We start from the raw sequence: 18,617 nt of genomic DNA, 5'->3' as shown, positions 1-18,617 counted from the left end.
CCCAGCTATATGCCGTCGAAAAGGAAGCTCGAGGGGCGCTACCTGATCGTCGCGCAGAGTTGCGAAAGGCCCATGCCGCCCCTGTCTTCGATGATCTCGAGGCCCGGCTGGCCATGCAACTCACCACAATCTCGGGAAAATCTCCGCTCGCGGCGGCAATCCGCTACGCGCTGTCGCGGATGGAACGCCTGCGCCCCTACCTCGACCACGGCATCCTGGAATTGGACAACAATGCTGCCGAACGCAGCATGCGCGCCATCGCCCTCGGGCGGAAGAACTACCTCTTCGTCGGCTCGGAGGCGGGCGGCAAGGCCGCCGCCATCGCCTACACCCTGATCGAAACCGCCAAGCTCAATGCCGTCGATCCCCACGCCTGGCTCGCCGATACCATCGCCCGTATCCCGGACTACAAGATCACCAAGGTCGACGATCTGCTCCCCTGGCGCTGGAACGGATAGCAGTCAGGCCAGACGCTTACATCTCATCATGGCAAAGACACCCTCTTCCCTGGTCATCTCCGAAGACATCACCCAGAATTCTTCAAGGCTAGCGCACATCGACACTGACAGCAGCAGAATCGCCTTGTCCAAGACACCGCAAACCAGCCGCTGCGCGCAGCTATGGTGCACCTCTAGTATTAGATTAGGAACGTCGCCTAAGCCTCCTCACACGGGACATGAGAAGCTTCCGACAACCAGTTCAAAATAAAAGGAAATGGCGCACCCGGCAGGATTCGAACCTGCGACCTTCGCCTTCGGAGGGCGACACTCTATCCAGCTGAGCTACGGGTGCGTACTGCTTACGCGTTGCTTACGCGATTTTCCTGCGCGTTGGAAGACCGGATTCCCGGCCTTTTAAGTTACTGTTCTCTCGACTCTTTTCGCACTCATTGCGACACTGGAACAGTTGACTTCTGCCTTCGGAGGGCAGCACTCTATCCAGCTGAGCTATGGGTGCCTCGGCGCGTCTATAGCGGCTCGGTGTGCGGGCCGCAACGGCAAATCGGCCATGCGGGGGCGTATCCCTTGCCCCATGCGGTGCCGTATGGCACCGCGATGCGCCCGGGTGTGTCAGGCAAAGAGATCGTGGCACAGCTCCAGCGCCGAGACCAGCGCGTCGACCTCCTCCACGGTGTTGTAAAGCCCGAAGGAGGCGCGGCAGGTCGCCGTCACCCCCATGTGGGTCATCAGCGGCATGGCGCAATGCGTCCCGGCCCGCACCGCGATGCCGCGCTTGTCCAGCACGGTGGAGATGTCGTGGGCATGGGCGGCGCCTTGCAGGGTGAAGGAGAAGATCGCCCCCTTCCCGGCCGAATTGCCCTGCACGTTCAGCCAGTTCAGCCCGGCCAGCCGGTGGCGGGCATAGTCGCGCAAGGACTGTTCATGCGCCGCGACATTCTCCATGCCGAGGCCGGTCAGATACTCCAGGGCCACGCCGAGACCGATCTGCGCCACGATGGAGGGCGTGCCGGCCTCGAAGCGCATCGGCGGGTCGGCATAGGTCACCAGATCGCGCGAGACCTCGCGGATCATGTCGCCGCCGCCGAGGAAGGGGCGCATCTCCTCCATCCTCTCGCGGCTGATGAAGATCGCGCCGGAACCGCTTGGCCCGTAAAGCTTATGGCCAGTGATGGCATAGAAATCGCAGCCCATGGCCTGCACGTCCACCGGCATGTGGACCGCGCCCTGCGAGCCGTCGACCAGCACCGGCACCCCCTTCTCGCGCGCCGCCCGGCAGATCGCGGCGACATCCACCACGGTGCCGAGGACGTTCGACATCTGGGTGATCGCCACCAGCTTCGTGCGCGGGCCGATGGCGTCGATCACCGCCTGCGGGTCGAGGTCGCCGTTGGCGTCGCAGTCCACCCATTTCAGCACCACCCCCTGCCGTTCGCGCAGGAAATGCCAGGGCACGATGTTGGCGTGGTGCTCCATGATCGACAGCACGATCTCGTCGCCGGGTTGCAGCCGCGGCGCGGCCCAGGCGTAGGAGACCAGGTTGATCCCCTCGGTGGTGCCGGTGGTGAAGACGATCTCCTCTTCCGAGGGCGCGTTCAGGAAGCGTTTCACGATGCCGCGGACGGCTTCGTATTTCTCGGTCGCCACATTGGAAAGGTAGTGCAAGCCACGGTGGACATTGGCATATTCCATCGAATAGGCCTGCGTCACCGCCTCGATCACCGCGCGCGGCTTCTGCGCGCTGGCGCCGTTGTCCAGATAGACCAGCGGCTTGCCGTTCACCTGTCGCGACAGGATCGGGAAGTCCTCGCGGATGCGCGTCACGTCATACATTGGCGAATGTCTCCGGCCCCAGAAGGGCGACCAGCAGGAAGCTCAGCAGGAAGGACAGGCCGACGGTGCAGAGCAGGATGCCAAAGAACACCTTGACCGGCGAGGAAAACCCGTGAACTTCGGCCACGAACATGGTGAGAAGCCAGGGAAAAGCCGCGATGCTGACCAGCGCCACCAGCAGCGCCAGCTGCGGCAGCAGGATCACGATCGCCGCCATCTCGGCCAGTTGCAGCGCCACCATGAACAGCTGCAGCCAGGCCACCGCCAGCACCGCATCCTCCAGCCGGCCCTGACCGCCCCAGGCCCGGCCGAGGACATTCACCAGCACCGCGGTCAGCAGCATCCCCGCGGCCTGGATCAGCGCGGTGCGGAAGGGCGAGCCGGTCAGGAACTCGAACAGAGGGTTTTCCACCACCGGCGCCAGCATCGCCGAGGCTTGGGTCAGCAGCGCCGAGACCACCGCCATCAGCAGCAGCGCCGCCAGCCGCGCGCCCATCGGCAGGCCAAGGTCCAGCACCGCCCGCAGGCCCCGCCGCGGGTTCATCAGCGTGAACTGCATCAGCGCCGGAATATCCTGGAAACGCAAGCTCATCCGCGCTCTTCCTCATGCAGCATCACCAGCCAGAGCAGCAGGAAGACCGCCCCGACCACGACCCTTGTCGCCAGGAGCTGCGGCCCCGGCCCGATCATCGCCTCCACCAGCCCGAGCAGCAGCATCAGCGGCCCGGTCACCGCCAGCGCCCAGAACAGCGCCAGCCGGGCGCCATACCAGCTGCCCTGCCCGCCGAAGGCGCGCGCCGTCAGCCGGCTGAGCGCGGCCAGCCCATACCAGAACGGAATCGTCGCCAGCGCCGCCAGCCCGCGCGCCAGCAGCCGCGGCAGCGCCGAAGGCTCCTGCGCCAGCCAGGCCTCGCGTGCCGCCACCGGCCATTGGCCGGTGAAGGCCAGGATCAGGAACACCACCAGCAGCGCGAAGGCGAAGGGCTCCGACACCCCGCGCGCCAGGTGGCGGCGGATCGAGGCGCGGGGGGCACGCCAGGCGGACAGGATGTCGGTGGTGACGGCCATCTCAATGCTCGTGCCGGTGCAGCCAGCTTTCCAGCCGCAGGCGGATTTCCTCGGCCAGGTCCTCGCTTTCGATCTCGGCGATGGATTCGGCCAGGAAGGCCAGCACCAGCAGCGACTGCGCCACCCGCTTCGGCACCCCGCGCGATTGCAGGTAGAAGAGCGCGGTGTCGTCGATCGCGCCCGAGGTCGAGCCATGCGAGCATTTCACGTCGTCGGCATAGATCTCCAGCTCGGGCTTGGCGAGGAACTGGCTGTCCTCGTCCAGGAGCAGCGACTGCGACAGCTGATAGCCGTCGGTCTTCTGCGCGCCGGGCTGCACCAGGATCTTGCCCTGGAACACGCCGGTGGCGCCGTTCATCAGCACCTTCTTGAACACCTGCCGGCTTTCGCAGCGCTCGGCGCCATGGGTGATGAACACAGTGTCATCGTGATGGAAATCGCCATCCCCCACCGCCGCGCAGGCGACATGGGCGACGGCATCGTCGCCGGTCAGCTCGATCACGCATTCGTTGCGGGTCAGCCGGCCGTTCGCCGTCAGCGTGAAGGACTTGAACAGCGATTCCCTGCCGAGACGGGCGAAGATATGGGTCACCGCCTGACGTTGATGGTCGCGGCCCTGGCCGCGGATGTGGTGGAAGCGGGCGCCGTCGGCGACCTCGACCTCCATCACCTTGTTGAAACGCGCCGCCGCCGGGCCGTTCTCCAAGAGCGTCAGTTCCGCCCCCGGCTCCAGCTTGATGCAATGGTGGAGGATCGCGTCGGAACCCTCTGATGTGCGCTGATAAATCAGAGAGACCGGCTTCTTCGCCCTGCCGGTCACCCGGATCAGCACGCCCTCGGTGGCGAAGGCCGAGTTCAGCGCGGCATGGGGCCGGGCCACCGGCTGCTGCCCCTGCGCCTCCAGCACGCCGTAAAGCCCGCGCGCCCAATGAGCATCGCGGCCGCCGGCCTCGGTCAGCCGCTCGATCTCCACCCCGGCCAGCCGCGGATCGTCCGAGGCGCGCGGGTCGAAGACGCCGTCGACGAAGACCAGCTTCACCCGGTCCATGTGGTCGAACAGCTGCGGCTCGGCGCCCGGGTCGAACAGCGCCGCCGGAGCCGGCTCGGCCGCGTTCAGCCCGGCCGGATCGGTGTAGCGCCAGTATTCGTCGCGCCGCCCGGGCAGACCCATGGCCGCCAGCCGGTCCAGCGCCGCCTTGCGCGCCGCGCCCAGCCAGCCCTTGTCGGCAAAGGACAGCGCCGCGATCCGCGCCGCCAGCGCATCCTGTTTCGCCTGCAGCACAGCCATCACTTCACCTCGGCCAGGATGTCGGCATAGCCGTTGTGCTCCACCTCCAGCGCCAGTTCCGGCCCGCCGGTCTTCACGATGCGGCCTGCGGCCATGATATGCACCACGTCGGGTTTGATATGGTCCAGAAGCCGTTGATAATGCGTGATGACCAGGAAGGCCCGGCCCGCGTCGCGCAGCGCGTTGACGCCTTCGGAGACCAGCTTCATCGCATCCACGTCGAGGCCGGAGTCGGTCTCGTCCAGGATGCACATCTTCGGTTCCAGCATCGCCATCTGCAGGATCTCGTTGCGCTTCTTCTCGCCGCCCGAGAAGCCGACGTTGACCGGGCGCTTCAGCATCTCGGCGTCGATCTTCAGCTTCTTGGCCTTTTCCCGGATCAGCTTCAGGAAGTCGCCGGCGCTGACCTCCTCCTCGCCGCGGGCCTTGCGCTGCGCGTTCACCGCGGTGCGCAGGAAGGTCATGTTGCCGACGCCGGGGATCTCCACCGGATACTGGAAGGCCAGGAACAGGCCGGCGGCGGCGCGTTCCTCGGGCTCCATCTCCAGGAGTTCCTGCCCGTCCAGCGTGGCGGTGCCCTCGGTGACCTCATAGCCCTCGCGCCCGGCCAGAACATAGGACAGCGTCGACTTGCCCGAGCCGTTGGGCCCCATGATCGCATGGACCTCGCCCGCCTTGACCGACAGGTCGACGCCGCGGAGGATCACCTTGTCCTCTTCCTCAAGCTTGACGTGCAGGTTGTTGATTTCCAGCATGATTTCCTCGGATGTTCAGACCGGCTGATGCAGCGCCCTGACATAGGCGCGAAGGCGGTCGGGGGTCAGGATTTGCGGTGTCAGATCGAAGCGCGCCATGCGGCCGATGAGTGCGGCGGGCGCCACCAGCTCCGCCGCCTTGTGATAGGCGGGGCGCGGCGCGTAATCGTCGAAGAAGAGCGTGACCGGGCGGGCGATGCGATAGGCCACGGTCAGGAAGCAGGCCAGCCGGAAGCGGCCGTCGACCAGCACCACCTCGGGGTGGCGGAAGCCGGGCGCGTCCCAGACCTTCAGCGCATAGTCGGGCCAGCGGCGGAAGGCGGCGTCGTCTACGGGATGGCCCCAGTCGCGGGTGGGGCCGATGTCGGCGTGCAGGAGGTGCACCCTGCCCGGCGCCGGATGGCCGGCGAGCCAGCCGCGCATCCGTGCCGCCCAGGCGGCATCGCTTTCCACCGACCAGACCTCGGCCCCGGCCTCGGCCGCCAGCAGGGTGGACCCGCCGGAGCCGTATTCCAGCACCGCGCCCGCCCCGGCCAGCGCCTCGGCATAGGCCGCGGCCTCGGCCGGCGGCAGGGTCAGTTCGGGACGCGTGAGGAGAGTCTCAGCCATCGGAGGCCCCCATCCGCAGGCGCATGGTCGCGGAATGCGCCGCCATACGGGGGCGCATGGCCGGCTCCATACGGGTCAGAACGGGAAGCTGATCCCGCGCCAGAGCAGCGACTGCGGCTCGGTCTCGGCCAGCACCCGGGCCACCCAGATCGGCGAGAAGACATGCTCGAAGACCTGCGGCCAGGCATGGACGAGGTTGTGGAAGAACAGCATCCCGCCCGCCACGCCAAGCGCCTTGGCGACCAGCAGCCCGCGGTCGCGCAGCCCCATCAGATGGGTGGCGACCACCGCGATTCCGAAGGCCGTGGCGGCCATCTTCACCATCTCCAGGTCGGGATTGGCCTGCGGGTCCGGCCGGCCGGCGAAGATGAAGGCCGCATAGCGCTCCAGCCCGAAGCTCAGGAAGCCCGCCAGCAGCGCCAGCGGAAAGCTGAGCGCGAAGCCCGCGTTGCGGGCGACCTGCCCCATCCCGGCCTTGCGCCGTCCCTGCGGCAGATAGGTGAAGGCGGTGTCGATGCCCACATAGACCGTGGACTTGGTGAAGCCCTTGCCCGCCTGGATGCGGGCGAGACGCGCCTGGAACGCGGCCTGATGTGCGGACGTGGCAGACATGGCGGCCCGGCCCCCGATGGTTTCCCGGGGTCCGAGCATAGCCCTCCGCATGGCGCCAATATGGTGGAATTGGAGCCTTTGCAGGATGAATGCGGCCAGCCTGTGCCATGAACCTCAGCCCACGCTGCCTTCCAGGCTGATGGCGACCAGGCTCTGCGCCTCCATGGCGAATTCCATCGGCAGGGCCTGCAGCACCTCCTTGCAGAAGCCGTTCACCACCAGCGCCACCGCCTCTTCCTCGTCCATCCCGCGCGAGCGGCAGTAGAACAGCTGGTCCTCGTCCACCTTCGAGGTGGTCGCCTCGTGCTCCACCCGCGAGGAGTTGTTGCGCACCTCGATATACGGCACCGTATGGGCGCCGCATTTGTCGCCGATCAGCAGGCTGTCGCATTGGGTGTAGTTGCGGCTGTCCTTGGCCTTCGGGTGCATCGACACCAGGCCGCGATAGGTGTTCTGCGCCCGGCCCGCCGAGATGCCCTTCGACACGATCCGCGATTTGGTCCGCTTGCCGAGGTGCACCATCTTCGTCCCGGTGTCGGCCTGCTGGGCGTTGTTGGCGATGGCGATGGAATAGAACTCGCCCTGGCTGTCGTCGCCGCGCAGGATGCAGGAGGGGTATTTCCAGGTGATCGCCGACCCGGTCTCGACCTGGGTCCACATCACCTTGGCCCGGTCGCCGCGGCAATCGGCGCGCTTGGTGACGAAGTTGTAGATGCCGCCCCGGCCCTCCTCGTCGCCCGGATACCAGTTCTGCACCGTGGAATATTTCACCTCGGCGTCCTCCAGCACCACGATCTCCACCACCGCCGCGTGCAGCTGGTGGGTGTCGCGCTTCGGCGCGGTGCAGCCTTCCAGATAGCTGACGTAGGACTTCTTGTCGGCGATGATCAGCGTCCGCTCGAACTGGCCGGTGTTCTCGGCGTTGATGCGGAAATAGGTGCTCAATTCCATCGGGCAGCGCACGCCCTCGGGGATGTAGACGAAGCTGCCGTCCGAGAAGACCGCCGAGTTCAGCGTGGCGAAGAAGTTGTCCGACTGCGGCACCACGGTGCCGAGGTATTTCTTCACCAGTTCGGGATAGTCGCGGATCGCCTCCGAGATCGGGCAGAAGATCACGCCGGCCTTCTTCAGCTCTTCCTTGAAGGTGGTGCCGACCGAGACGGAATCGAACACCGCGTCCACGGCGACCTTCCGCTCGCCCTCGGGCGCCTCCACCCCGGCCAGCAAAGCCTGCTCCTTCAGCGGGATGCCCAGCTTCTCGTAGGTGGCCAGCAGCTTCGGGTCCACTTCGTCCAAGGACTTCGGCTTCACCGCCATGCTCTTGGGCTTGGCGTAGTAATACTGGTCCTGATAGTCGATCTCGGGGTAATGCAGCATCGCCCAGCGGGGCTCTTCCATCTGCACCCAGCGGCGATAGGCGGCCAGCCGCCAGTCCGTCATCCATTCCGGCTCGCCGTTCTTCTGGCTGATCAGGCGGACGATGTCCTCGTTCAGCCCCTTCGGCGCATATTCGGTCTCGATGGCGGTTTCCCAGCCATACTTGTATTTCCCGGCCATGGCCTGGACGGTTTCGATCGTCTCGCGGTCCACGCCTTCGCGGATGTCCACTTCCTCGACCACGGCAGCCTTCATCGTCGTTTCCTCCGTCTCACGCCGCCCGCGACAGGGCCCGGCCATAGGCCTTGGACCACGCATCGGCGAACCGCAGCACATCTTCTTCCGTCACGCCCGGCCCGATCGAGATGCGGATGGCCTGGGCCGCCTGCGCCTCGTCGAACCCCATCGCCCGCAGCACCTTCGAAGCGCGGACCTTGCCGCTGGAGCAGGCCGAGCCCGCGGAGACCGCGAACCCCGCCAGATCCATCGCCATCACCTGCGTCTCGCCGCGCCAGCCGGGGGCGATCAGGCACAGGGTGTTGGGCAGCCGCCGGGCACCTTTCCCGACCGAAATAGTCCCCTTTGCCTGCGCCGACAATGCTGATTCTAGAATATTTCTAATCTGGGACACTTCGTCCCAGACCCCGTTCGCCAGATCCCGCGCCGCCGCCTCGGCCGCGGCGGCGAAACCGGCGATGCCGATCAGGTTCTCGGTGCCGGCGCGCCGCCCCATCTCCTGCCCGCCGCCGCGCAATTGTGCCGCCACGTCAAGGCCTTGCCGCAGCACCAGCGCGCCGATGCCCTTCGGCCCGCCCAGCTTGTGCGCCGAGACCAGCCCCATGTCGCACCCCAGCCAGTTGAAGGCCAGCGGCAGCTTGCCGAAGCCCTGGGTCAGGTCCGACACCGCCAGCCCCTGCGGCAGGTCCTGCACCACCCCGGTCTCGGAATTTGCCAATTGCAGCGCCGTGCGCCCCGGTATGGCGACGGCCACCGCCCCCGCAGGGTCCGCCTCCAGCATCGGATCGCACCAGGCCGCCACCGCCTCGTGCTCCACCGCCGCGCATTCCAGCCCGCGCCCGGCGCAGGCCAGCGCCGCCGCCTCGGTGGCGCCGGAGGTGAAGACGACATCCGCCCCCTCGGCGCCAAGGGCCGCCGCCACCTGCCCCCGCGCCTTCTCAAGCAGGGCCTTCGCGGCCCGCCCCTCGGCATGGACCGAGGACGGATTGCCGACGACATCCATCGCCGCCGCCATCGCCGCCCTTGCCTCGGGCCGCAGCGGTGCGGTGGCATTCCAGTCGAGATAAAGCCGCTCCGACACCCGGAACCCTTTCATCTGTCCATAAATATCCTGCGGGGGTCCGGGGGTGCAAAACCCCCGGCGCTGCCCGCAGGCGCCGCGTTTCAGTCCTCGTCCACCACCCGGAACAGGCTCGGTACCGCCGGGCAGGGGGTCAGGTCGTTCTTCACCACATCCGACAGCCGCACCTGGTGCAGGAAGACATAGACATTGGCCGACAGGCTTTCCCACAGCCGGTTGGTCAGGCTCTGCGCCCGCGACCCCGACACGCCCCCGGTGGCCCCTGCCCCGGAATGCATCGCGTCGACCGTCTCCTCGACCGCCTCCATCACCTCCGACACCCGGATGCTCTCCGGGCTGCGCGCCAGCTTGTAGCCGCCGCCCGGGCCGCGCACCGCCTCGACCAGCCCGGCCCGGCGCAGCTTGACGAACAGCTGCTCCAGATAGGGCAGCGATATGTCCTGCCGCTTCGAGATCGCCGCCAGCGAGACCAGGTCGTCGCCCTTCGCCATCGCAAGGTCGGCCAGCGCGACCATTGCATAGCGGCCCTTCGTGGAAAGCTTCATCTCCGCCTCACCCTCCGCCCCCGTATGGGCGCAAACCGATTGACGCCGGACATTCCGGCCATTACCTCAAACCCCGATCCCGAAGGCCGCACGCGGACTTTGGAACCATTCTAAGTTGGCCGGGCGAAACCGTCAAGAAACGCCCGATCCCGGAACACACAGGCGAACACACAGGCGAGGCCCATGCCCGAAGTCATCTTTGCCGGCCCCGACGGCCGTCTCGAAGGCCGCTACCACCCGCAGAAGGACCGCGACGCCCCCATCGCCATCGTGCTGCATCCGCATCCCGCCTATGGCGGCACGATGAACAACAAGGTCGTCTACAACCTGCACTACGCCTTCTACAACCTTGGCTTTACCGTGCTGCGCTTCAACTTCCGCGGCGTCGGAAGGTCGCAGGGCGAATATGACCAGGGGATCGGCGAATTGTCGGACGCGGCCTCGGCGCTGGACTACCTGCAAAGCATGAACCAGAACGCCAAGCATTGCTGGGTCGCCGGCTTCTCCTTCGGCGCCTGGATCGGGATGCAGCTCCTGATGCGGCGGCCCGAGATCACCGGCTTCGTCTCCGTCGCGCCTCCGGCCAACATCTACGATTTCAGCTTCCTCGCCCCCTGCCCCTCCTCCGGCCTGATCATCAACGGCACGGCGGACAAGGTGGCGCCGCCGAAGGACACCCGCACGCTGGTGTCGAAGCTGCACGAGCAGAAGGGCATCACCATCACCCATACCGAGATCGAGGGCGCGGACCACTTCTTCAAGGACGAAGAGGCCCATATGCAGCCGATGATCCAGACCGTCAGCGACTACGTGCGCCGGCGCATGGGCGAAGGGACCCGCTGATGTCCTTCATCCAGGACCTCGCCGACCAGCTGGCGAAGGATGTGCTGGACAGCCAGCAGGAGCTTGGCGACGACACTTTCTACGAACAGGTCGGCCGGGTGCTGCTGGCCGCCTCGCCCACCCTGCAGGAGGCCTACATGACCTCCATCCGCATCCGTCTGGCCGAACGCCGCGGGCGCGACTTCCTGGTGAAGGCGCTGAAGGCCAAACGCGAGGGCGCCAAGGCCCCGGATGCCCCGCGGGACCTGAGCGCCGGCCATTGAGATGAGCGCAAGCGCCCGACTCGACGCCCAGTTCGCCTTCCTGAACGAGGCCGACCGGCTGAAATCCGTCCTCCGCGCCACCACGCTCTGCGACGGGTCGCGGCGCGAGAATTCGGGCGAGCATTCCTGGCATCTGGCGCTTTATGCCCTGGTGCTGGCCGACCATGCGCCCCCGGATGTTTCGATCGACCGGGTGATCCGGATGCTGCTCCTGCACGATCTGGTCGAGATCGACGTCGGCGACGTGCCGATCCATTCGGCCAACGGCCATGCCCATGCCAGCGCCGAGACGGTGGCCGCCGAGCAACGCGCCGCCGACCGCATCTTCGGCCTGCTGCCGCCCGACCTGCGCGACGGCTTCCGCGCCCTCTGGGACGAGTTCGAGGCGGCCGAGACCCCCGACGCCCGCTTCGCCAAGAGCCTCGACCGGGTGCAGCCGGTGATGGCCAACCTCGCTTCCGGCGGCGGCACCTGGGCGACCTATGACGTGACCTTCGACCAGCTCGAGTCGCGCGTCGGCACCAAGATCGCCCGCGGCGCCCCGGCGCTGTGGGACTGGGTGAAGGAAAAGGCCCGGCCCTGGTTCGGCTGATCCCCCTCAAGCGTCTCCGGCTTTTCGTCGGCGACGAGCGGCGAAGCCGACGAGGAGCACTGCGGCAAATTCGGTATACCTTCGCATACCATCTTCCCCGGCGCCGACCTTTCCGCTAGAACCCCCCTCAGCGAATCCCGAACCCGAAAGGCGGACCCATGACCAAGATCAAGGTGGCCAACCCCATCGTCGAGATGGACGGCGACGAGATGACCCGGATCATCTGGGACTTCATCAAGAAGAAGCTGATCCTGCCCTATCTCGATGTGGACCTGCTCTACTACGATCTCGGCATCGAATCCCGCGACGCCACCAACGACCGGATCACCATCGACTCGGCCGAGAAGACGAAAGAAGTCGGCGTCGCGGTGAAATGCGCCACCATCACCCCGGACGAAGCCCGGGTGGAGGAGTTCGGCCTGAAACAGATGTGGAAGTCGCCCAACGGCACCATCCGCAACATCCTCGGCGGGGTGATCTTCCGCGAGCCGATCATCTGCCGCAACGTGCCCCGGCTGGTGCCGGGCTGGACCCAGCCCATCGTCGTCGGCCGCCACGCCTTCGGCGACCAGTATCGCGCCACCGACTTCCGCTTCCCCGGCAAGGGCAAGCTGACGATGAAATTCGTCGGCGAGGACGGCACGGTGATCGAGAAGGACGTGTTCGACGCCCCGGCCTCGGGCGTGGCGATGGGGATGTATAACCTCGACCAGTCGATCATCGACTTCGCCCGGTCCTCGTTCAACTACGGGCTGGTCAAGGGCTGGCCGGTGTATCTGTCGACCAAGAACACCATCCTCAAGGCCTATGACGGCCGCTTCAAGGACCTGTTCCAGCAGGTCTACGACGAGGAATTCGCCGATCAGTTCAAGAAGGCCGGCATCCATTACGAACACCGGCTGATCGACGACATGGTGGCCTCGGCGCTGAAATGGTCGGGCGGCTACATCTGGGCCTGCAAGAACTACGACGGCGACGTGCAGTCCGACACCGTGGCGCAGGGTTTCGGTTCGCTCGGCCTGATGACCTCGGTGCTGATGACGCCCGACGGCAAGGTGGTGGAGGCCGAGGCTGCCCACGGCACCGTCACCCGCCACTACCGCGAGCACCAGAAGGGCAAGGAGACCTCGACCAACTCCATCGCCTCGATCTACGCCTGGACCGGCGGGCTGAAGCACCGCGCCAAGCTGGACGGCAACGAGGCGCTGCTGAACTTCGCCACCACGCTGGAGCGGGTCTGCGTCCAGACGGTGGAGGACGGCTACATGACCAAGGACCTGGCGCTGCTGGTCGGGCCAGACCAGAAATGGCTGACCACCATGGGCTATCTGGAAAAGGTCGACGAATACCTGAACAAGGCGCTGGCGGGCTGACCCTGCGCCGCCGTATGGAAAAGGGGGCCGGGGGGAAACCTCCGGCCCCTTCCCTTTCCGGGCCGCTATGTCGCAGCCCCTGCCCCTTCCGCCCGCTCGTCCCGCGCGATAATCGCCGGGCCATGACCGAGCCCGACCGCCACAGCCTGACCGAGGATGCCCAGGGGCTGGTCTACGGCGCCACCATGGCCGCCTTCGGCATCACCATCCTGACCCATCTCGGCCTGGTCACCGGCCAGACCGCGGGTCTTGCGGTGCTGATCGCATACGCCACCGGATGGGGCTTCGGCCCGGTGTTCTTCGCGGTCAACCTGCCCTTCTACATCCTCGGCTGGCTGCGGATGGGCGCGCGCTTCACCGTCAAGACCTTCCTCGCCGTGGCGCTGTTGTCGCTGCTGTCCATCTGGCTGCCCGGACAGGTCTCCTTCGCCACGCTGAACCCCTGGGTGGGCGCCGTCCTCTTCGGCTTCCTCTCCGGCTCCGCCCTCCTGGCGCTGTTCCGCCACGGCGCCAGCCTCGGCGGCATCGGCATCGTCGCGCTGCTGCTGCAGGACCGGCTCGGCTGGCGGGCGGGCTGGGTGCAGCTGGCCTTCGACGCGGTGCTGTTCGCGGCCTCCTTCCTGCTGGTGCCGGCGAAGACCGTGGCGGTCAGCTTCCTCGGCGCGGTGGTGGTGAACCTGGTCATCGCCGTCAACCACCGCCGCGACCGCTACATCGCCGCCTGACGCCCGCCGCCAAGCCCCTCTGGCCACGGCCCGGAAAACCCTGTAAGGCGCGCCATCCCTTTTCCGAACCGGACACCCATGGAACTCCGCAACATTGCGATCATCGCCCACGTCGACCACGGCAAGACCACGCTGGTGGACGAACTCCTGAAACAGTCGGGCACCTACCGCGAGGGCCAGGCCGTCACCGAACGCGCCATGGACAGCAACGACATCGAGCGCGAGCGCGGCATCACCATCCTGGCCAAGGCCACCTCGGTCGAATGGAAGGGCGCGCGGATCAACATCGTCGACACCCCCGGCCACGCCGATTTCGGCGGCGAGGTCGAACGCATTCTCAACATGGTCGATGGCGTCTGCCTCTTGGTCGATGCCGCCGAAGGCCCGATGCCGCAGACGAAATTCGTGCTGGCCAAGGCGCTGGCCCTCGGCCTGCGGCCCATCGTGGTGCTGAACAAGGTCGACAAGCCGGATGCCGAGCCCGACCGCGCATTGAACGAGGTCTTCGATCTCTTCGCCAATCTCGGCGCCAGCGACGAGCAGCTGGATTTCCCGCATGTCTACGCCTCCGGCCGCTCCGGCTGGGCCGACATGGACCTCGACGGCCCGCGCAAGGACCTGTCGGCGCTGTTCGACCTGATCCTGCGCCATGTGCCGGCGCCGAAGCAGATCGCCCAGGTCGAAGAGCCGTTCCGGATGCTGGCGACCACGCTCTCCGCCGATCCCTACCTCGGCCGCATCCTCACCGGCCGGGTCGAATCCGGCCGCATCGCCACCGGCACCGCGCTGAAAGCGCTGTCGCGCGACGGCGAGCGGATCGAGCAGTTCCGGGTGACCAAGATCCTCGCCTTCCGCGGCCTCTCGCAGGCCCCGATCGACGAGGCGGTGGCGGGCGACATCGTCACCCTGGCCGGCATGACCAAGGCCACCGTGGCCGACACCCTCTGCGCGCTGGAGGTGGACACCGCGCTGCCCGCGCAGCCGATCGACCCGCCGACGATCACCGTCACCTTCGGCATCAACGACTCGCCGCTGGCGGGCCGCGACGGCACCAAGGTGCAGTCCCGCGTCATCCGCGACCGGCTGATGAAGGAGGCCGAGCAGAACGTGGCGATCAAGATCGCCGACACCCCGGGCGGCGAGGCCTTCGAGGTCTCGGGCCGCGGCGAACTCCAGATGGGCGTCCTGATCGAGAACATGCGCCGCGAGGGCTTCGAGCTGTCGATCAGCCGCCCCCGGGTGATCATGCGCGAGGAAGACGGCCAGCGGATGGAGCCGGTGGAGGAGGTCATCGTCGATGTCGACGACGAATTCTCCGGCACCGTGATCGACAAGCTGACCGGAGAGCGCAAGGGCGACCTGGTGGAGATGCGCCCCGCCGGCGTCGGCAAGACCCGGATCATCGCCCATGTCCCCTCGCGCGGGCTGATCGGCTACCACGGCCAGTTCCTGACCGACACCCGCGGCACCGGCGTGCTGAACCGCATCTTCCACGGCTGGACCCCCTACAAGGGCACCATACAGGGGCGTAGGCAGGGCGTGCTGATCTCGACCGAGGCCGGGGTTTCCGTGGCCTATGCATTGTGGAACCTGGAGGACCGCGGCCGGATGTTCATCGGCCCGCAGGAACAGGTCTACACCGGCATGATCATCGGCGAGCATTCCCGCGACAACGATCTTGAGGTCAACCCGCTGAAGGGCAAGAAGCTGACCAACGTCCGTGCCTCCGGCACCGACGAGGCGGTGCGGCTGACCCCGCATGTGAAGATGAGCCTGGAAGAGGCCATCGCCTATATCGACGACGACGAACTGGTGGAAGTGACGCCGAAGATCATCCGCCTGCGCAAGCGCGAACTCGACCCGCACGAACGCAAGCGGGCCTCGCGCAGCGAATAGGGCTCCTCCGGCGCCTTCGGCTTGTCGTCGCGGCATCCCGCGATGAGGGCCGAAGGCGCCGAAGAGCCGCCTATTCCGCCGCCACCTTCTTCGCCTTCAGCATCGGCCCCAGATAGCGCCCGGTATGGCTGGCCTCGACCCGGGCAATCTCTTCCGGCGTGCCCGCCGCCACGATCCGCCCGCCGCCGTCGCCGCCCTCCGGCCCGATGTCGATGATCCAGTCCGCGGTCTTGATCACGTCCAGATTGTGCTCGATCACCACCACGGTATTCCCCTGATCGACAAGGGAATGAAGCACTTCCAGAAGTTTCCTCACGTCCTCGAAATGCAGGCCGGTGGTCGGCTCGTCCAGGATGTAAAGCGTGCGGCCCGTCGCCCGGCGCGACAGTTCCTTCGACAGCTTCACCCTCTGCGCCTCGCCGCCCGACAGCGTGGTCGCCTGCTGGCCGACCTTGATGTAGCCCAGGCCCACCTCGCAGAGCGCATCCATCTTCTCGCGGATGCCGGGCACGGCGGAGAAGAAGTCGCGCGCATCCTCGCAGGTCATGTCAAGAACATCGGCGATGCTCTTGTTCTTGAACCTGATTTCCAGCGTCTCGCGGTTGTAGCGATGGCCCTTGCAGGTCTCGCAGGTGACATAGACGTCGGGCAGGAAGTGCATCTCGATCTTGATGACGCCATCGCCCTGGCAGGCCTCGCAGCGCCCGCCCTTGACGTTGAAGGAGAACCGCCCCGGCCCGTAGCCGCGCGCCTTGCTTTCCGGCAGGCCGGCGAACCAGTCGCGGATCGGCGTGAAGGCCCCGGTGTAAGTGGCCGGGTTCGAACGCGGAGTCCGGCCGATGGGGCGCTGGTCGATGTCGATCACCTTGTCCAGATGCTCGAAGCCCTTGATGGTCTCGCAGGGCGCCGGCGTCTCATGGGCGCCGTTCAGCCGCATGGCGGCGGTCTTGTAGAGCGTCTCGATGGTCAGCGTCGACTTGCCGCCGCCCGACACCCCGGTGACGCAGACGAATTTTCCCAGCGGGAACTCCGCCGTCACCTGCTTGAGGTTGTTCCCCGAAGCCCCCACTACCGTGAGCTTTTTTCCGCTGCCGCTGCGCCGGACCTTCGGCACCGGAATCTCGCGCCGGCCGGACAGGTATTGCCCGGTCAGGCTGGCCGGATCGGCGGCGATCTCGCCCGGGGTGCCGCGGGAGATGATCTGGCCGCCATGCACCCCGGCGCCCGGGCCGATGTCGAAGACATAATCCGCCTCGCGGATCGCATCCTCGTCATGCTCCACCACCAGCACGGTGTTGCCCTGGTCGCGCAGGTTCTTCAGCGTGGTCAGGAGCCGGTCGTTGTCGCGCTGGTGCAGGCCGATGGAGGGCTCGTCCAGCACGTAAAGCACCCCGGTCAGGCCGGAGCCGATCTGCGACGCCAGCCGGATGCGCTGGCTCTCGCCACCGGAAAGCGTGCCGGCATTGCGGCTCATCGTCAGGTAGTCGAGGCCGACATTGACAAGGAATCCAAGCCTTTCGCGGATTTCCTTCAGGATCGCGCGGGCGATCTCGTTCTGCTGGCCGGTCAGCGCGGCGGGGACGGTTCCCACCCAGTCATGCGCCTCGCGGATCGACATCCGCACCACCTGGCCGATGTGCAGCCCGCCGATCTTCACCGCCAGCGCTTCGGGCCGCAGGCGATAGCCGCCGCAGGCGTGGCAGTCGCGGTGGCCCTGGAAGCGCTCCATGTCCTCGCGGCTCCAGGCGCTGTCGGTCTCGCGGTAGCGGCGCTCCATGTTGGGGATGATGCCCTCGAAGACGCGGCGGACCTTGTAGCTGCGGCCGCCCTCGTCATAGGCGAAGTCGATCTCCTGGCCCTTCGATCCGTAAAGGAAAAGCTCGTGCACGCTTTCCGGCAGGTCGCGCCATTTGGTCTTCTTGTCGAAGCCGTAGTGCCGCGCCAGCGCGTCCATCGTCTGGGTCAGGTAGGGCGATTTCGACTTGGCCCAGGGGGCCAGCGCGCCCTGCGCGATCGACAGGCCCTGGTCGGGGACGATCAGCCGCTCGTCGAAGAAGAGCTCCACCCCCAGCCCGTCGCACTCCGGGCAGGCGCCGAAGGGGGCGTTGAAGGAAAAGAGCCGCGGCTCGATCTCGGCGATGGTGAAGCCGCTGACCGGGCAGGCGAATTTCTCGGAATAGGTGGTGCGCTCCGCCCCTTCGTCGGCGGTCTCGATCACCGCGATGCCGTCGGCCAGGTTCAGCGCGGTGCGGAAGCTGTCGGCCAGCCGGGTCTGGATGCCGTCGCGCACCACGATCCGGTCCACCACCACGTCGATGTTGTGGCGGAATTTTTTGTCGAGGGTCGGCGGCTCTTCCAGCTCATAGAAGGTGCCGTTGACCTTCACCCGCTGGAAGCCCTGCTTCCTGAGCTCAAGAAATTCCTTCTTGTATTCGCCCTTGCGGTCGCGGACGATGGGAGCCAGCAGATAGGCGCGGGTGCCTTCCGGCATCGCCATCACCGCATCCACCATGTCCTGCACCTGCATCGCGGTGATCGGTAGCCCGGTCGCCGGCGAATAGGGCGTGCCGGTGCGGGCGAAAAGCAGCCGCAGGTAGTCGTAGATCTCGGTCACCGTGCCGACGGTCGAGCGCGGGTTCTTCGAGGTGGTCTTCTGCTCGATGGAGATCGCCGGCGACAGGCCGGAGATATGGTCCACGTCCGGCTTGCCCATCATGTCGAGGAACTGCCGGGCATAGGCCGACAGCGATTCCACATAGCGGCGCTGCCCCTCGGCATAGATGGTGTCGAAGGCGAGGCTGGACTTGCCGCTGCCGGAAAGCCCGGTGATCACCACCAGCCGGTCGCGCGGGATGTCCAGGTCGACATTCTTCAGATTGTGTTCGCGCGCGCCGCGCACTTCGATGAACTTCTGTTCCGCCATGGTCCGCCCCGCGACATACGCCCTACAGATAGGGCAATTCGCTGCCGTATCCAACCGGATATTGAGAACACAGCGGGAACACGCAAGTGCTTTACATATTCCAGAATATAGATATGAATCGCCCGACAGCAACGGAGGT

18 protein-coding genes and 1 tRNA gene are annotated in these 18,617 nt (G+C 66.6%); 7 read left to right on the top strand and 12 right to left on the bottom strand.

Features of this window, described 5'->3' with window-relative positions; translation table 11 throughout:
* Positions 1-458, top strand: a 458-nt coding sequence (locus tag G5B31_RS19200; protein ID WP_165019823.1) for a transposase, incomplete at its 5' end; no start/stop codon positions are given.
* Positions 459-715: 257 nt separating this feature from the next.
* Here G5B31_RS19200 and G5B31_RS19195 read toward each other — a convergent pair.
* From G5B31_RS19195 to G5B31_RS19145, 11 genes are all read right to left on the bottom strand, one after another.
* A tRNA-Arg gene (locus G5B31_RS19195) sits at positions 716-792 on the bottom strand.
* Positions 793-1,070: 278 nt separating this feature from the next.
* Positions 1,071-2,291: a cysteine desulfurase gene (locus tag G5B31_RS19190; RefSeq protein ID WP_165019822.1), complete on the bottom strand. Its 1,221-nt coding sequence runs from the start codon at positions 2,289-2,291 to the stop codon at positions 1,071-1,073.
* Complete coding sequence (locus tag G5B31_RS19185; RefSeq protein WP_165019821.1) at positions 2,284-2,883, bottom strand: YIP1 family protein; 600 nt, start codon at positions 2,881-2,883, stop codon at positions 2,284-2,286. Before G5B31_RS19185 ends, G5B31_RS19190 begins: the two co-directional genes overlap by 8 nt.
* Positions 2,880-3,359, bottom strand: a complete 480-nt coding sequence (locus G5B31_RS19180) for a YIP1 family protein (protein WP_165019820.1) — start codon at positions 3,357-3,359, stop codon at positions 2,880-2,882. Before G5B31_RS19180 ends, G5B31_RS19185 begins: the two co-directional genes overlap by 4 nt.
* Position 3,360: 1 nt before the next feature.
* Entirely contained in the window at positions 3,361-4,647 is a 1,287-nt protein-coding gene (gene sufD / locus G5B31_RS19175; protein ID WP_165019819.1) for a Fe-S cluster assembly protein SufD, read from the bottom strand.
* Positions 4,647-5,402 (bottom strand): Fe-S cluster assembly ATPase SufC, encoded by a 756-nt coding sequence (sufC, locus tag G5B31_RS19170; protein ID WP_165019818.1) that lies wholly within the window; start codon positions 5,400-5,402, stop codon positions 4,647-4,649. The genes sufD and sufC overlap by 1 nt, the downstream gene beginning before the upstream one ends.
* Positions 5,403-5,417: 15 nt before the next feature.
* Positions 5,418-6,011, bottom strand: a complete 594-nt coding sequence (locus tag G5B31_RS19165) for a hypothetical protein (protein WP_165019817.1) — start codon at positions 6,009-6,011, stop codon at positions 5,418-5,420.
* 75 nt (positions 6,012-6,086) lie between these two features.
* Complete coding sequence (locus G5B31_RS19160; RefSeq protein WP_165019816.1) at positions 6,087-6,623, bottom strand: hypothetical protein; 537 nt, start codon at positions 6,621-6,623, stop codon at positions 6,087-6,089.
* 114 nt (positions 6,624-6,737) lie between these two features.
* Positions 6,738-8,255 (bottom strand): Fe-S cluster assembly protein SufB, encoded by a 1,518-nt coding sequence (gene sufB, locus G5B31_RS19155; protein WP_165019815.1) that lies wholly within the window; start codon positions 8,253-8,255, stop codon positions 6,738-6,740.
* A 16-nt stretch (positions 8,256-8,271) separates the two neighbouring features.
* Positions 8,272-9,318, bottom strand: a complete 1,047-nt coding sequence (locus G5B31_RS19150) for an aminotransferase class V-fold PLP-dependent enzyme (RefSeq protein WP_346763936.1) — start codon at positions 9,316-9,318, stop codon at positions 8,272-8,274.
* A gap of 83 nt (positions 9,319-9,401) precedes the next feature.
* The gene (locus G5B31_RS19145) at positions 9,402-9,863 is read right to left on the bottom strand and encodes an Rrf2 family transcriptional regulator (RefSeq protein ID WP_165019813.1); all 462 of its coding nucleotides are present in this window, start codon (positions 9,861-9,863) and stop codon (positions 9,402-9,404) included.
* Positions 9,864-10,046: 183 nt separating this feature from the next.
* On the opposite strand from G5B31_RS19145, the gene G5B31_RS19140 reads away from it, so the two are divergent.
* The 6 genes from G5B31_RS19140 to typA all read left to right on the top strand — a co-directional run bounded on the left by G5B31_RS19140 (position 10,047) and on the right by typA (position 15,555).
* Positions 10,047-10,706: an alpha/beta hydrolase gene (locus G5B31_RS19140; RefSeq protein WP_165019812.1), complete on the top strand. Its 660-nt coding sequence runs from the start codon at positions 10,047-10,049 to the stop codon at positions 10,704-10,706.
* Positions 10,706-10,969, top strand: coding sequence for a hypothetical protein (locus G5B31_RS19135; protein ID WP_165019811.1), 264 nt, complete (start codon positions 10,706-10,708; stop codon positions 10,967-10,969). The genes G5B31_RS19140 and G5B31_RS19135 overlap by 1 nt, the downstream gene beginning before the upstream one ends.
* 1 nt (position 10,970) lies before the next feature.
* A complete protein-coding gene (locus G5B31_RS19130) occupies positions 10,971-11,561 on the top strand; it encodes an HD family hydrolase (protein WP_165019810.1) in 591 nt (196 codons plus the stop codon).
* A 158-nt stretch (positions 11,562-11,719) separates the two neighbouring features.
* A complete protein-coding gene (locus G5B31_RS19125) occupies positions 11,720-12,934 on the top strand; it encodes an NADP-dependent isocitrate dehydrogenase (RefSeq protein WP_165019809.1) in 1,215 nt (404 codons plus the stop codon).
* A 122-nt stretch (positions 12,935-13,056) separates the two neighbouring features.
* A complete protein-coding gene (locus G5B31_RS19120; RefSeq protein ID WP_165019808.1) occupies positions 13,057-13,659 on the top strand; it encodes a YitT family protein in 603 nt (200 codons plus the stop codon).
* Between the two features lie 78 nt (positions 13,660-13,737).
* A complete protein-coding gene (gene typA, locus G5B31_RS19115) occupies positions 13,738-15,555 on the top strand; it encodes a translational GTPase TypA (RefSeq protein ID WP_165019807.1) in 1,818 nt (605 codons plus the stop codon).
* A gap of 70 nt (positions 15,556-15,625) precedes the next feature.
* Here the strand turns inward: typA and uvrA are convergent, their stop codons facing one another.
* Positions 15,626-18,478, bottom strand: coding sequence for an excinuclease ABC subunit UvrA (uvrA, locus tag G5B31_RS19110; RefSeq protein WP_165019806.1), 2,853 nt, complete (start codon positions 18,476-18,478; stop codon positions 15,626-15,628).
* Positions 18,479-18,617 lie beyond the last annotated feature (139 nt).

The sequence above is a fragment of the Rhodobacter sp. SGA-6-6 genome (assembly GCF_011043545.1).
In the GTDB taxonomy this organism is placed as follows: domain Bacteria; phylum Pseudomonadota; class Alphaproteobacteria; order Rhodobacterales; family Rhodobacteraceae; genus Pseudogemmobacter.
This window is presented reverse-complemented; position numbering and strand designations above follow the sequence as displayed.

Coding starts and splice junctions, on each gene's coding strand:
- typA (WP_165019807.1), top strand. CDS start 13,738: ATGGAACTCCGCAACATTGCGATCATCGCCCACGTCGACCACGGCAAG.
- G5B31_RS19120 (WP_165019808.1), top strand. CDS start 13,057: ATGACCGAGCCCGACCGCCACAGCCTGACCGAGGATGCCCAGGGGCTG.
- G5B31_RS19140 (WP_165019812.1), top strand. CDS start 10,047: ATGCCCGAAGTCATCTTTGCCGGCCCCGACGGCCGTCTCGAAGGCCGC.
- G5B31_RS19160 (WP_165019816.1), bottom strand. CDS start 6,623: ATGTCTGCCACGTCCGCACATCAGGCCGCGTTCCAGGCGCGTCTCGCC.
- G5B31_RS19130 (WP_165019810.1), top strand. CDS start 10,971: ATGAGCGCAAGCGCCCGACTCGACGCCCAGTTCGCCTTCCTGAACGAG.
- sufC (WP_165019818.1), bottom strand. CDS start 5,402: ATGCTGGAAATCAACAACCTGCACGTCAAGCTTGAGGAAGAGGACAAG.
- uvrA (WP_165019806.1), bottom strand. CDS start 18,478: ATGGCGGAACAGAAGTTCATCGAAGTGCGCGGCGCGCGCGAACACAAT.
- sufD (WP_165019819.1), bottom strand. CDS start 4,647: ATGGCTGTGCTGCAGGCGAAACAGGATGCGCTGGCGGCGCGGATCGCG.
- G5B31_RS19190 (WP_165019822.1), bottom strand. CDS start 2,291: ATGTATGACGTGACGCGCATCCGCGAGGACTTCCCGATCCTGTCGCGA.
- G5B31_RS19125 (WP_165019809.1), top strand. CDS start 11,720: ATGACCAAGATCAAGGTGGCCAACCCCATCGTCGAGATGGACGGCGAC.
- G5B31_RS19165 (WP_165019817.1), bottom strand. CDS start 6,011: ATGGCTGAGACTCTCCTCACGCGTCCCGAACTGACCCTGCCGCCGGCC.
- G5B31_RS19135 (WP_165019811.1), top strand. CDS start 10,706: ATGTCCTTCATCCAGGACCTCGCCGACCAGCTGGCGAAGGATGTGCTG.
- sufB (WP_165019815.1), bottom strand. CDS start 8,255: ATGAAGGCTGCCGTGGTCGAGGAAGTGGACATCCGCGAAGGCGTGGAC.
- G5B31_RS19180 (WP_165019820.1), bottom strand. CDS start 3,359: ATGGCCGTCACCACCGACATCCTGTCCGCCTGGCGTGCCCCCCGCGCC.
- G5B31_RS19185 (WP_165019821.1), bottom strand. CDS start 2,883: ATGAGCTTGCGTTTCCAGGATATTCCGGCGCTGATGCAGTTCACGCTG.
- G5B31_RS19145 (WP_165019813.1), bottom strand. CDS start 9,863: ATGAAGCTTTCCACGAAGGGCCGCTATGCAATGGTCGCGCTGGCCGAC.